Source organism: Psychrobacter sp. DWR1-2-3, from assembly GCF_049896465.1.
GTDB classification, from domain to species: Bacteria; Pseudomonadota; Gammaproteobacteria; order Pseudomonadales; family Moraxellaceae; genus Psychrobacter; species Psychrobacter maritimus.
Genome location: NZ_JAFCUJ010000001.1, coordinates 459,474 through 472,244, shown reverse-complemented (window position 1 = coordinate 472,244; position 12,771 = coordinate 459,474). Strand labels below are relative to the sequence as shown.

The following is a 12,771-nucleotide window of genomic DNA, read 5'->3' as shown; positions in this document are numbered from 1 at the left end:
ATAATGAGCATGGACTGCACCCAAATAATTAATGAGCTGGCAAACTTTTCTGCTAAACGTGATGATGAAGGTATTGTGACCGTCACTATTGATCAAGCTGATCGAAAGATGAATGTGATTGATGATAATTTTAATCACTCGTTTGCAGCTTTGAGCGACGCTTTTATCAATGATGAATCCGCTAAAGGCTTAATTATCACCTCAGGTAAAGACAGTTTTATTGCGGGCGCTGATATCGATCAGCTGGCGAATATTCAAACTCATGAGCAAGCTTTTGAGCTGGTTGAGAACCTCAAATCAAGCATGCGTCAGCTTGAGAAATGCGGTAAACCTGTCGTTGCTGCGATGACTGGCACTGCGCTTGGCGGTGGCCTTGAGGTGGCGTTAGGCTGTCATTATCGACTCGCTATCGATGCGCCTACCGCCAAATTTGGTCTGCCGGAGGTAAAGCTAGGTTTATTACCGGGTGGCGGTGGTACTCAGCGCTTGATGCGCCTCATCGGCATGCAAAAGTCGCTTGAGATGATGACTCAAGGTCAGATAGTCAGTGCAAGCCGGGCAAAGGAGCTGGGCTTTATCGATGCCCTCGCGAGTGATGAAGCTGATATGCTCAGCCAAGCTAAAGCATGGATTAAAGCCAATCCTAACGCGCAGCAGCCATGGGATATCAAGGGTTTTAAAATTCCAGGTGGCAATGCCAATCAGCCAAAAAACTCGCAAATGCTGTCTATTGCCCCAGCCATGGCCTATCAAAAATCCCATGGCAATTATCCCGCTATTATTCATATTATGTCTTGTGTTTTTGAAGGCAGTTTGCTCGATATCGACGCTGGACTTGAAGTGGAATCCAATTACTTCGTCGCTTGTGTGCTGTCGCCTGAATCGAAAAATATGATTACCTCGATGTGGACGCAGCTTAATCAAATTAAAAAAGGTCAGTCACGTCCTAAGGGTTTTGAGCGTCAAAAAGTAAATAAGGTTGCGGTACTTGGCGCAGGGATGATGGGCGCAGGGATTGCGTATGTTGCTGCCAAAGCGGGTGTCAATGTCATATTATTAGATACCAGTATTGAGAACGCCAATCAAGGCAAACAATATTCAGAAAAGCTATTGGATAAAGCCATTGACCGAGGTTATGCAACCGAAGCTAAAAAAGTAGCGTTATTAAGTAAAATCCAAACCACGACATCTTATAACGATATTGCAGGTTGTGATTTGGTCATTGAAGCGGTATTTGAAAATCGCGATATTAAAGCCAAGTGCACCGAGCAGGCCGAAGCAATTATTCCTGAATCAGTCGTCTATGCGTCTAATACCTCAACCATTCCTATCACCAGCTTGGCGCAAGCAAGCAAACGTCCGACGCAATTTATCGGGCTGCACTTTTTCTCGCCAGTCGATAAGATGCCCTTGGTTGAAATTATCATGGGCGCGCAGACCGATGATGCCACTTTAGCCAAAGCCTTTGATTTTGTGCTGCAAATTGGCAAGACGCCTATCGTGGTCAATGACAGTCGCGGATTTTATACCTCGCGCGTGTTTGGTACTTATGTGTCAGAGGGCATCGCGATGTTAGGCGAGGGCGTGCATCCGCGCCGTATCGAGGTCGCAGGTCTTAAAGCTGGCATGCCGATGCCGCCACTGGCGCTGGAGGACGAAGTCTCGCTTGATTTATCGATGTTGATTATGGCGCAGTCCAAAAAAGATACCCTTGCTGAGGGTAAAGACTGGGTCAGCCACCCTGCAGAAGCGGTGCTTACTACGCTGGTAAAAGACCATGAGCGCTTAGGTAAAAAAGTCGCTAAAGGTTTTTATGATTATGCGCAAAATGCTGAGGGTCAAAATGATAAACAGCTATGGCCCGCGCTGACTGAGCTATATCCGCCACTTGCTGAGCAGCCTGACATGCAAGAGCTGATTGATCGTCTACTTTATATCCAAGCCAATGAGTCAGCGCGCTGCTATGAAGAAGGGGTTTTGCGTTCTGTCGCTGAAGCTAACGTAGGCTCTATCTTTGGTTGGGGGTTTGCCCCGCATCAAGGCGGCACCTTACAATTTATCAATGCCACAGGTGTAGAGAAGTTCGTTGAGCGTAGTCGCAAACTTGCCGCAAAGTATGGCGCACGTTTTGAGCCTGCCCAGATTTTGGTTGAGATGGCTAATAAAGGCGAGGTGTTTGCAGATGGTTAATAGTAATTCAACGCCCAGCTCTTCGATTAACAATCATTCAATGACAGACATGATGGCTGATTGCTTACACGGCTTAAAGGTAGTCGACTTGACCCGTAATCTACCCGGTCCATTTGCCACCAGATTACTTGCTGATTTGGGAGCAGAGATTGTCAAAATCGAACCAGAAAACGGTGACCCAGGACGGGCGTTTGGTGAATTGTTTAAAGCTTTAAACCATAGCAAGCACTGCGAAAAAATCGATTTTCGCAGTGCAGCAGGGATTGAAACTATCAAAGCCCATATCAAGGATGCCGATGTCATGCTTGATAGCTTTCGTCCTGAAGTGCTGCTAGGTATGGGTTTAGATGCTGCCACTTTACATGCTATCAATCCAAAGCTCGTCATGGTCTCTATCACTGGTTACGGGATTGCTGATGGCCTTGATGAAACGGCTGAATCTTGGACGGCCAAAGCGGGTCACGATATCAATTTTATGGCGATGAGTGGGACTTTGGCACAATTAAAGACCGCTACAGGCGAGCAAGCCATGCCCAATATGCAGTTTGCCGATTTGGCTGGCGGCAGTGATACCGCCGTCATTGCCTTATTGGCCACGGTATTTGCTGCCAAAAACACCGGGCGCGGACGCCATATCGCCGTCAGCATGACGCACAGCTTATATCATCATTTAGTAATGCCAAAAGCAACTGCCGATATGATGGAAAACATAAATGGACAACGCCCAGAGCCTCAGAATGATTTTTTAGGCGGCGTGTTACCTTGCTATCGGTTGTATAAAACCCAAGATGGTCGCCATATGTCAGTCGGCTCGTTAGAGCTAAAGTTTTGGCAGTTATTATGTGCGACATTAGAGTTAACTGAATATAGTAATGCGCATTGGCAGCGCGGCTTTATGCCAAATACCGCTGAAAGTAAAAAAGCCGAGCAAGCTATGACAGAAAAGTTTGCCAGTCAAACATTAGCGCATTGGCAAGAAATATTTAGCGCCGTTGATGCTTGCGTGACGCCAGTGCTCACGCTTGCAGAAGCGCAAAAACATCCGCTCTTTGCCCATCAAGATAAGTATCAAGCAACGGCTGGTTGGCAAGTGCTTGCGATGGCATGATTTATCATTAGGTAGCTGAAAGATAAGACATAGGGGTGTGAGTAAAATAGCGATTAGCAGGCTTATGATGACAATGCAATGCCCAAGCTTAGATAGTAACAGGACTATTTGAATCTATTACGACCGTCATACAAGAGTGTAAATACTCTGCGATATAATTTAATTTTTATTAAATAGGAGGAGAGTCTTATGAGTCGTACATTGTGGCTGGTGGTTGGTATCATTAGTATTCTTGGCGGTATCTTTGCTTTTTTCAATCCTCTTAGCGCCAGTTTCGCTGCTGAACAACTGGCTGGATTCGTCTTTCTTCTTGTCGGTATCTTACAGTTTATTGCCCTGTTCCGTGCTTATACCACGACGGGTAAAGTGCTAGCGGCCATTGGCGGTGTGCTTGGCATATTTATCGGTATTGAGCTGCTACAAAACCCGCTACAAGGTATTTTAACCTTGACCATGGTAATTGCTATCTTATTTATGGCAACGGGTATTGTCAGAGTGATAGTGGCTTTTGGTTTACGTAGAACCGTTGCTTTTGTGCCGATATTAATCTCAGGGCTTATCTCGATTGCGTTGGCTATCATGATATTTACCAGCTATCCGCAGTCAGCGACCTATATTCTTGGCGTCCTATTAGCCGTTGAGCTGATATCTAATGGCATCTCATTAATAATGTATTCACGTGTGCAACCACCTTTGGATAGACGCTTATAAACTCATAAACTCGTAAACTTATAAATGAGACTAGCAATAAATCATGCAATAAAATGCATAAAAAAGACGCCGTGAAATGGCGTCTTTTTTTATTATATAAGTTATTGGTTTTTCAGATTTTAACGCGAAAAGGTCAAAATATGCCCTTTGAATGGTAGTTCAAGATAAGTGGTGTCCTCAGGTTTAACGTGCTTACTGCTAAAACCAAATTCAACCATCTTATTGGTCAACTTGTTTTTGCGCCCGCGCCCAGGGTCAACGACAATAACTTCACAAGTTGGCAGTGCATGGCGCTCAATAAACTCCGCCAAGATATCGATATGCTGGTCTTCATAAAGCAAATCGCTACCGATAATGATATCAAACTTGCCAAGATGGCTATTGTCTTCGGCCCAGTCTAAGCGCTCAAAGTTAATCTCTTTATTATTATTTAGTGTGGTATTTCTATCAAGGAAATACTCAACTGTTGGATGATAATCAGTCGCTGTAATATCGGCATGGCGATGGTTAAGCAATAAGCTTGATAATGCCATGCCGCAGCCAACTTCCAAGATACGCTTGCCCGCAATATCATAATCAAGCATATGATTGGCGAGCACCAAGCTTGATGGCCAAATCACGCCAAACATCGGCCATGACGCCGAGCAAATACCGAGGTCTGATGCCTCATTATCAGGGTCACTAAATTGTTGATTGTCACGTAAAGTACAAATGTGGATGTCGGTGCTGCCAATTTCAATCGTTTGATAACGCACGCGCACGGTAGTCAGCGAAGTCATAAACTGTCCTAAAAAATAAGCAAGAATGCAAGGTTTGGCAAAGGCTGCCACTTTCGGGGATGGTAATTAGTAAAAGGGTGGGTTAACGCTTGGAGATGGGAAAATGTAGCAATATTTAAATATAAGAATGTGGAAATGTTATAAAAATCTGTATAGCTATACAGTATGCAAAATAATCAAATGGTTACCGCTAGTATGACCTAACATTTGACAAGTTGTTGTTAATTCTAAGGGTATTATTATTACTGTGTGATTTTATAAAAAATAGAAGCCGATTTTAGACAGATAGTTATTATTATAATGTTTAAGCTATAGATATAAAAATGCACCGCTTATGGTTAAAGGGCGCATTTATATGAAAAAGTTAGCTTGATTCAGTACGGATTTAATTAATGATGGCTTTAATAAAGAACGGGTTTAATTCGTAAATCTAAGCCCAGAGGTTTTTAGTGCCCATACCAGCTCAACAAAAGCGCGATTGTTGGTTAAAGGTTCGCCATCGATGATAAGCACGTAGCCTGAGCCATCAATCCATAAAAATACAAAGCTGGTTTCAGGAATCAGCAAATCGACTTGCTGAAAGAAAGAGATAGCTTGGCTTTCTACTGCCCAGCCGCGTTGTTTTTGGCGCAGCATAAAGCCTGAAAAGTCAGCCGCCGCCACACTCAGCATATCGGCTTCTTCTTGACTATAGCCAATCCGCGCCAAACAAAAACCTTCATCAGAACCAATTGCCGCACGGCGTTTCCCAGATAAGCTTGAAACCACATAGGGTAAAAACTGGTCTAATGGCAAGTTTGGCGCGGGCAAAAATAGCGACAGCTTCTCAATCCAGCCATGCTCTAGAAAGCTGTCTAGCCATTGGTCAGAATAACGCTCGAGCCAATCAGCGGCTAACAAAGTCTCGTTATAAGACAATAAGTCTTGTAGTGATAACTGCTCAGCCGTTGGTTCACTTTGCGAAAATGCCTCAAAAATGCCGGCTGGGGTCAAAGTCAGATAGGTTTTATCAGCGTTTAAATAAGAAGACATAGCGGCTACCCGTTAGATGTATTTTTTATGATGGTATTAAAAATGATTGAGGCTTTAAGCGTCTTGTACATTTTTAGTTTGGTCAAGTTTTTGCTGACAATGATTCCAGCGCTCATCAAATTGCCAATCGCTTTTACCCAAGCGAAACCACACCAAGGAGAAGGCCAAACGGTCATGACGCGCGATACAATGGGCAAAAAACTCGTTTTCGATTTGCTCTATGGTGTCCCAGTCTTGATTATCGCGCGCAAGCATCAAGTCGCTGGTGATATCTTTGGCTATTTCTTTGGCGTCATCACTACTGATGCGCAGCCGCTGGCTTTGTTCATTTAACGATGGCGATACCAGTACGCTCCAGCGCGTTGCTAGCATGCTGTTTTTTTGAATATAGCTTTTTTTATCAATACAATCGCGAAAGCCTTGTTCTATATGCGGTAGCATGCGACCTTGCAAGCGGGTAAACATATTGGTGACATCATAGGGGATGTCATACCAGCAGCCATAAAAGAAATCGGCCACCGCGCCTTGTAGCGGCTCTTTTTCGTTTAGAAGTAGGGCAGCATTGATACGTTGTTCGTGAAAATGGCGATTGTTGGGGGCGATAAATATCTTACGTGAGTAAAGACGATAGACGCGCCGCGCCGCCATTTCACTTTCTTTGATGAGATCTAAATCAGACATAAGCGTGTCCTGTTAGTCATAGCTATTATTCAATAAGTGCGGTTTAACAGTTATTGTTTAGCGCTATTAAACAACCACTATGACTTAAGTAAGATGCCAATTAACCATGAATCATGAACAATGAACAATGAATCTGCTAATCAAGTAAGGTTTGCATCAAATCAATCATAAATTCAGCGTCTTCTTCATCCATGGCTTCAAAACCTTGCGGCATACCAAGTTCAGCCAAGGCTTCTTTACCATCATCATCGTTATGCAGATTAAGAATCGCATCCATCAAGATATCAGTATCAGGGAAGCCGTCTTTAATCAGTAAGACGTGGCTGATATCTGCCAAATCACTCTCGATTAGCACTGATAGCTGTGCTTTGGTTAGACGTGAAAAACTATGGAAAATCTCCGCCATAAAGAATGCCACTTGCGCATCACCTTTAATCACTTGGCGCGCTGCCGCTTGATAAGTCTCAGTCACCGTCCAATTAAGGTCGGCTTCTGCTATATCGACCGCTTCAAGCAGACGTAAACCAATGAGCTTGACATCACGATTATCGGCCATCGCCACGGTAGCGCCAGCTTTGATGTCCTCTAGGCTATTGATATCGCTATTGGCGGCAGCGGCGATGACCATCTCATCAGATTTGCCGATAGGGCGCGCAACCGCACGGTAGCCTTGCTCACGGATAAGGGTCGCAGCATCAAAAGGATTGGCATAAATAACCTGAATATCGCCTTGATTGATAATGCCTTGTTGCTCAGCCTGCGAGTCGGGTATATTTAGGTGCATATTGAGATTGGCACGCTTTTGAATCAAAGTGTTAAACATGTGCCAGCCTGCAAAACGCTCAGGCGAAAAATCAGGGGCGATTAACATATTATGTGTCGTCATGATTTAGCCTTCCTCGTCTTGTTTCATTTGGGCATATTGAGCGATTGCCGCATCAATCTTGCTGCGTGATGGCTTACGGCGCACCGAAGTATAGCCAACGGTTTCGCCGCGGCGTACGTTTGGCACCACAGTGGCATACACCCAATAATGGCTGCCATCTTTGCATAAGTTTTTTACATAGCCATGCCATTTTTGCCCAGCAGCAGCGGTCGCCCATAAGTCTTTATAGGCCGCTTTTGGCATGTCAGGGTGACGTAGAATATAATGCTGCTTGCCGATTAATTCATCGACGTCATAGCCGCTAATCTCGACAAAGGCATCATTAACGTGCGTCAAAACACCGTTTAAATCGGTACGTGACACAATCAGCTTACCGTCAGGGTAAGGGCGTTCGATACCAGTATCATAAACAGTGCGCGAAGTGCCATCGTGATAAGTCATGCTGACTTGTTCGGCAGGCATCTCAGGCTTCATGGCGTCGGGGAGTGGAGAACCCATTGTAATCTCCTTTATTTATCATTATTTTAATAATTATTAAAAAGCGGATTTGGTTTCAGTTTATGGCCTGACATCTATCTTTAAAACTTATTGCATAAGCCGCTGTCTGAAACCAAATGATTAAACTCAAATAAAACACTTAACTGCTAAAACTGTTAAGTAAGGCTCGATATATGCTTGATACTGGCTTTATAGTGATTACTCTTGCAAAAGGCACCCAGAAACTAAGCAGGTATCAATCTTAATCATCTATATCAACAACCACGTATTCAACAATCAGCTATTCAACAACCACCTATTCAACAATCAAGCATTCAATATAAACAGTGTGCATTACCTTAAATAATTTTTATAAGACAGAGCGTCAATTTTCATTTAAAGTGTTGTTTATTAAAATATTGTTTCTAAAGCGATTTATCGTATGAATGTGGCATAACACTGTATCGACAAACCTTTAAAATTAGCAATTAAATCAGTTTTGCAAGGGCTTCAGAGGCCCGTTTAATGTCTAAGAAAATCAAGCCTAATTTGGCATTTGGTTTTGCCATAATGGTTAATACCGCTTCATCGCCTGATGAGGTCATAATCACGTAGCCTTTTTCGCCTTGGATCATAATACGGTCGATGCTACCACGAGCCAATTCACGACCTGCGCGGTCACCTAATGACAATAAAGCGGCAGACATCGCGCCAACACGGTCTTCATCAACGCCTGTCGGCAAGGCTGATGCAATCATAAGACCGTCGTTAGAGATAAGGGCAGATGCTTCCACATCGGCTGATGAGCTGTTTAGGTCTTCTAAGATTTGCTGGAATGAATCTGTACGCATAACAATTTCTCTGTAACGAGTGATTAAATGGAAAAATTGACACAATAAGAAGGAATAAAATCTTCAATAGTCTTTGATGAGCGGGTAATATTATAAACCCTTACTATTAGCATTGATATAGAGAAACTCTCGTTAAAGGCTGAAAGTTGCTTATTTTTGACCTTTGAGTGCACTTTTTTGACTATCTATTTTAGACAGTCTTTTATTAGTAAATATAAGTTGATTAGTATTGGTGTGTTTTACCAGTTTGAATCTTTTTTAATAATCTACACCGTTAAATAAAACAGTGAATGCCATGTCATCGTCCTATGTACTGGCATGAAAAAAGCCAAATAAATGTAAAGGTTTTTTGACCGATGAGTTTTCACGACCACGTCGTCGATAGCCTATAATGAGAAAAATGTCCATTATAACTTTTCATGATGGCGATATTTACTAGACTTATACACCAAAAAAATGATATATAGTTATGAGATAAAACTTGTTTGTGCTTCTGGGTTTATGATTTAGAAACACAATCAGTTGGCTTCTAATCCCACCAGTTCCTATACCTAGCACCCAGCAGCGTATAGGCACGATTTCAATCCCACGCTCGCGTTTTGCATCCCATCGTTTGCGGTTAAGCGATAAAACGCCGGTGTAAATCAGCATGATTACAATTTTTACCCTAAGGAACCTATATGAGTATCAGTCAGGCAATCGAAAAAGTCGAAGCACGTTACGCCCACCAACCTGAGTTTATTCAGGCGGTAAAAGAAGTTGCAATCACCATTGCTCCGCTATACGACGCCCACCCGGAATATGATACTTTTAAAATATTTGAGCGCCTGGTTGAGCCTGACCGTGTTTTCGCTTTTCGTATCAACTGGGAAAACGATAAAGGTGAAGTACAGGTAAACCGCGGCTGGCGTGTGCAGTTCAGTAATGCCTTAGGTCCTTATAAAGGGGGCGTACGCTTCCATCCTACCGTCAACCAATCGGTACTAAAGTTTTTAGGGTTTGAGCAGATTTTTAAAAATGCTTTGACAGGTTTACCAATGGGCGGCGCTAAAGGTGGTTCTGATTTTGATCCTAAGGGTAAGTCTGACAGCGAAATCCGTCGTTTTTGCTACGCCTTTATGCGTGAGCTGCATCCTTACATCAGTAAAGATATTGATGTGCCGGCTGGTGATATCGGTGTCGGCGGACGCGAAGTCAGCTATATGTTTGCGATGTATAAGAACCTGACGCGTGAGCACGGCGGTGTCTTGACTGGTAAGGGCGTGGGTTTTGGTGGTAGCTTGATGCGTACCGAAGCGACTGGCTATGGCGCGGTTTATTTCCTAGAGAGTATGCTTGCTGCGCAAAACGACAATATCAAAGGCAAAAAGGTACTGATATCAGGTGCCGGTAACGTGTCACTACATGCTGCTGAAAAAGCACATATGCTGGGTGCAACGGTACTGACGGTATCTGACTCACAAGGGACGCTTTATGATGCAAACGGCATGGATCAAGAAAAAATTGATTGGCTAAAACAGCAAAAAGCCCAAAGCAAGCCATTGTGTGACTATGTCGATGTGTATGGTGGTGAATGGTTGGCCAAGCAAAAGCCATGGCATATCAAAGGTGATATCGCCATTCCATCAGCGACCCAAAACGAAGTCAACGAAGACGATGCCAAGTTAATGGTTGAAAACGGCATCAAATATATTGCTGAAGGCGCTAACATGCCATTGACTGCTGAAGCGATTGATTACGTTCGTCTGCACCGTGTGCACTATGCGCCAGGTAAAGCGGCTAATGCGGGCGGTGTTGCCGTCTCTGGTCTTGAGATGTCGCAAAACTCAGTACGCCAATATAAAACCTTTGAAGAAGTCGATGAGCGCTTAAAGTGCATCATGAAAAACATTCATGACTGCGCCGCTGAAGCGTCAGAAAATTATGGTCAGACTGATAATGGCTATATCGACTATATGACCGGTGCCAATATCGTTGGCTTTAAGCGTGTGGCTGATGCGCTATGTGCTTATGGGATTTTGAACTAAGCATTTCTTAAAAACTAACGCTGTCTCTTAAAAGCCGCGCTTATCTTATATGATAGGCGCGGTTTTTTTATAGCTGGCTTTATTTAAAAGTTGAGACATAAATATTTATCAGCCAGTAGATGCTAGCAATCTTACCCATGCTCACTGTTTTTGTACGTTTATCCTTACCCAATTACGTTAGTATAGGAGTAAGTCAGTGTTGCATAATCAGCATGGTCGGTTAAAATTATTATTAATGTTAACCGTCACTTAGCGTGACCAATGCAACATAATATAAAAACAGTATTGAAAAATATCTTTAGCATCCTCAAATCGGGAAGCCAAAGCCAAGCATGACAGTCAATAGGCGCGATTTTTTAGTCAAAACTGTTTGCTCGTTTTCTCCCTATTTGTTGGTCTAATACTTTTTTGCATTATTCACCTACTTTATAAGGACGTCTTATGAAACGTCGTACTCTTTTAGCCCTTGCCGCCAGCACCGTACTGCTTGCCGCTTGTAATCAGTCACCTACTACTGACGCCGAAACCAATGCAGCTGACAGTGCCGCAACAGGTGGTTCTGATTTGCTCCAGCGTATCAATAATGGCGGCACCATCAACGTCGGTACTGAAGGCACTTATCCGCCGTTCACGTATCATGATGAGAGCGGTAAGCTTACCGGTTATGATGTCGAAGTGACGCGTGCCGTTGCTGACAAACTAGGCGTTGAGGTTGAATTTAAAGAAACCCAGTGGGATGCGATGCTGGCAGGACTTGACTCCAAACGTTTTGATATGGTCGCCAATCAGGTCAGTCTAACCACCCCTGAGCGTTTAGCAAAATATGATAAAGCGACCGCTTACAGCTGGTCAGGCGCGGTGGTTTTAGCACCGACTGATGATAATCGTTATAGCTCGTGGGAAGGCCTAAAAGGTCTACGTTCAGCGCAGTCGCTTAGCAGTAACTATGGCGAGCTAGCAGAACGTTATGGCGCAGAAGTTGTCCCTGTAGACGGTATGGCGCAAGCGATTCAATTGGTCAAACAAGACCGCGCTGACTTTACTATGAATGACAATCTTGCCGTATTGGATTATCTAAAGAAATTCCCCGACAGTGCGCTTGAGATTAAACTGACAGCCCCTGTTAGTGAGCAGACCGGTTCGGGATTGGTATTGCTAAAAGGTGATGATGCCGTTGTTGCAAAACTAGACGAAGCCATGGCCGCGCTAATCGCCGATGGAACGCTAACCAAACTTAGCGAAGAATTCTTTGGTGCTGATATAAGTCAACAAAAATAATGCTCGCTTCTATCACGTCTATGTTAGCTGAACTACTGGCACTACTGCCATTTATGGACCCTGCGCGGGCGCAAATCGTTATCAATTCGTTTTGGCCAATGCTCAAAGGCGGTATCTATTATTCGATACCGCTGGCATTGATTTCATTTGCGATTGGTATGGCCATTGCGCTGACAGTGGCGCTGATTCGTATCGTGCCGCGTGCTGGCTGGTTCCATGAGATTATCTATAGACTTGCGCGCATTTACGTGTCAGCCATTCGCGGCACGCCGATGCTCGTGCAGCTATTTATTATTTTTTATGGGCTGCCAAGTGTTGGCTTAAAGCTTGATCCATTTCCATCTGCGATTATAGCTTTCTCGTTAAATATCGGTGCTTATGCGTCAGAGACGGTACGTGCCTCGATTTTGTCTATTCCAAAAGGGCAATGGGAAGCAGGCTCAACCGTCGGCTTGACGTATCTACAGACTTTTCGCCATGTGATTTTGCCGCAAGCGTTACGCGTTTCAGTGCCACCCTTATCCAATACCTTTATTAGTTTGGTTAAAGATACGTCGTTGGCATCATTGGTACTGGTCACTGAGCTATTTAAAGAAGCCCAGATTATCACCGCGCGTAACTATGAGTTTATGCTGGTTTATACTGAAGCGGCGGTTATTTATTGGGGTATCTGTCTGTTCTTGACCTTTATCCAAGGTAAGCTTGAAACCCGACTCGACCGCTATGTGGCTAAGTAGTTTATCTGCTCATC

Annotated in this window: 12 protein-coding genes; 6 read left to right on the top strand and 6 right to left on the bottom strand. The window is 43.8% G+C overall.

The genetic code is table 11. The features are described 5' to 3' along the window. Nucleotides 1–3: 3 nt before the first annotated feature. The 3 genes from ACP7AA_RS01885 (at nt 4) to ACP7AA_RS01875 (ending at nt 4,009) form a co-directional block, all read left to right on the top strand. Complete coding sequence (locus tag ACP7AA_RS01885; RefSeq protein ID WP_426222474.1) at nt 4–2,190, top strand: 3-hydroxyacyl-CoA dehydrogenase NAD-binding domain-containing protein; 2,187 nt, start codon at nt 4–6, stop codon at nt 2,188–2,190. After that, nucleotides 2,183–3,298 carry a CaiB/BaiF CoA transferase family protein gene (locus ACP7AA_RS01880; RefSeq protein ID WP_426222473.1) on the top strand — a complete coding sequence of 372 codons (1,116 nt, stop codon included), beginning with the start codon at nt 2,183–2,185 and terminating at the stop codon, nt 3,296–3,298. The genes ACP7AA_RS01885 and ACP7AA_RS01880 overlap by 8 nt, the downstream gene beginning before the upstream one ends. Nucleotides 3,299–3,487: 189 nt before the next feature. After that, a complete protein-coding gene (locus tag ACP7AA_RS01875; RefSeq protein ID WP_426222472.1) occupies nt 3,488–4,009 on the top strand; it encodes an HdeD family acid-resistance protein in 522 nt (173 codons plus the stop codon). 119 nt (nt 4,010–4,128) lie between these two features. Here ACP7AA_RS01875 and ACP7AA_RS01870 read toward each other — a convergent pair whose 3' ends face one another. The 6 genes from ACP7AA_RS01870 to ACP7AA_RS01845 form a co-directional block, all read right to left on the bottom strand. Further along, nucleotides 4,129–4,788, bottom strand: coding sequence for a class I SAM-dependent methyltransferase (locus tag ACP7AA_RS01870; RefSeq protein WP_201619701.1), 660 nt, complete (start codon nt 4,786–4,788; stop codon nt 4,129–4,131). Between the two features lie 417 nt (nt 4,789–5,205). Further along, nucleotides 5,206–5,820: a hypothetical protein gene (locus ACP7AA_RS01865; protein WP_201619700.1), complete on the bottom strand. Its 615-nt coding sequence runs from the start codon at nt 5,818–5,820 to the stop codon at nt 5,206–5,208. Nucleotides 5,821–5,874: 54 nt separating this feature from the next. Further along, complete coding sequence (locus ACP7AA_RS01860) at nt 5,875–6,501, bottom strand: hypothetical protein (RefSeq protein WP_201563180.1); 627 nt, start codon at nt 6,499–6,501, stop codon at nt 5,875–5,877. A 136-nt stretch (nt 6,502–6,637) separates the two neighbouring features. Next, nucleotides 6,638–7,387, bottom strand: a complete 750-nt coding sequence (locus tag ACP7AA_RS01855) for a PhnD/SsuA/transferrin family substrate-binding protein (RefSeq protein ID WP_426222471.1) — start codon at nt 7,385–7,387, stop codon at nt 6,638–6,640. Between the two features lie 3 nt (nt 7,388–7,390). Further along, nucleotides 7,391–7,885, bottom strand: a complete 495-nt coding sequence (locus ACP7AA_RS01850) for a PAS domain-containing protein (RefSeq protein WP_201619697.1) — start codon at nt 7,883–7,885, stop codon at nt 7,391–7,393. A gap of 467 nt (nt 7,886–8,352) precedes the next feature. Beyond that, nucleotides 8,353–8,715, bottom strand: coding sequence for a roadblock/LC7 domain-containing protein (locus tag ACP7AA_RS01845; protein ID WP_010201036.1), 363 nt, complete (start codon nt 8,713–8,715; stop codon nt 8,353–8,355). Between the two features lie 680 nt (nt 8,716–9,395). Here ACP7AA_RS01845 and gdhA point away from each other — a divergent pair. The 3 genes from gdhA (at nt 9,396) to ACP7AA_RS01830 (ending at nt 12,757) form a co-directional block, all read left to right on the top strand. Beyond that, nucleotides 9,396–10,742: an NADP-specific glutamate dehydrogenase gene (gene gdhA / locus ACP7AA_RS01840; RefSeq protein ID WP_426222470.1), complete on the top strand. Its 1,347-nt coding sequence runs from the start codon at nt 9,396–9,398 to the stop codon at nt 10,740–10,742. A gap of 441 nt (nt 10,743–11,183) precedes the next feature. Further along, the gene (locus ACP7AA_RS01835; protein ID WP_201563174.1) at nt 11,184–12,020 is read left to right on the top strand and encodes an amino acid ABC transporter substrate-binding protein; all 837 of its coding nucleotides are present in this window, start codon (nt 11,184–11,186) and stop codon (nt 12,018–12,020) included. Continuing rightward, a complete protein-coding gene (locus ACP7AA_RS01830; RefSeq protein ID WP_271133624.1) occupies nt 12,020–12,757 on the top strand; it encodes an amino acid ABC transporter permease in 738 nt (245 codons plus the stop codon). Before ACP7AA_RS01835 ends, ACP7AA_RS01830 begins: the two co-directional genes overlap by 1 nt. Nucleotides 12,758–12,771 lie beyond the last annotated feature (14 nt).

Coding starts and splice junctions, on each gene's coding strand:
- ACP7AA_RS01885 (WP_426222474.1), top strand. CDS start 4: ATGAGCATGGACTGCACCCAAATAATTAATGAGCTGGCAAACTTTTCT.
- ACP7AA_RS01880 (WP_426222473.1), top strand. CDS start 2,183: ATGGTTAATAGTAATTCAACGCCCAGCTCTTCGATTAACAATCATTCA.
- ACP7AA_RS01875 (WP_426222472.1), top strand. CDS start 3,488: ATGAGTCGTACATTGTGGCTGGTGGTTGGTATCATTAGTATTCTTGGC.
- ACP7AA_RS01870 (WP_201619701.1), bottom strand. CDS start 4,788: ATGACTTCGCTGACTACCGTGCGCGTGCGTTATCAAACGATTGAAATT.
- ACP7AA_RS01865 (WP_201619700.1), bottom strand. CDS start 5,820: ATGTCTTCTTATTTAAACGCTGATAAAACCTATCTGACTTTGACCCCA.
- ACP7AA_RS01860 (WP_201563180.1), bottom strand. CDS start 6,501: ATGTCTGATTTAGATCTCATCAAAGAAAGTGAAATGGCGGCGCGGCGC.
- ACP7AA_RS01855 (WP_426222471.1), bottom strand. CDS start 7,387: ATGACGACACATAATATGTTAATCGCCCCTGATTTTTCGCCTGAGCGT.
- ACP7AA_RS01850 (WP_201619697.1), bottom strand. CDS start 7,885: ATGGGTTCTCCACTCCCCGACGCCATGAAGCCTGAGATGCCTGCCGAA.
- ACP7AA_RS01845 (WP_010201036.1), bottom strand. CDS start 8,715: ATGCGTACAGATTCATTCCAGCAAATCTTAGAAGACCTAAACAGCTCA.
- gdhA (WP_426222470.1), top strand. CDS start 9,396: ATGAGTATCAGTCAGGCAATCGAAAAAGTCGAAGCACGTTACGCCCAC.
- ACP7AA_RS01835 (WP_201563174.1), top strand. CDS start 11,184: ATGAAACGTCGTACTCTTTTAGCCCTTGCCGCCAGCACCGTACTGCTT.
- ACP7AA_RS01830 (WP_271133624.1), top strand. CDS start 12,020: ATGCTCGCTTCTATCACGTCTATGTTAGCTGAACTACTGGCACTACTG.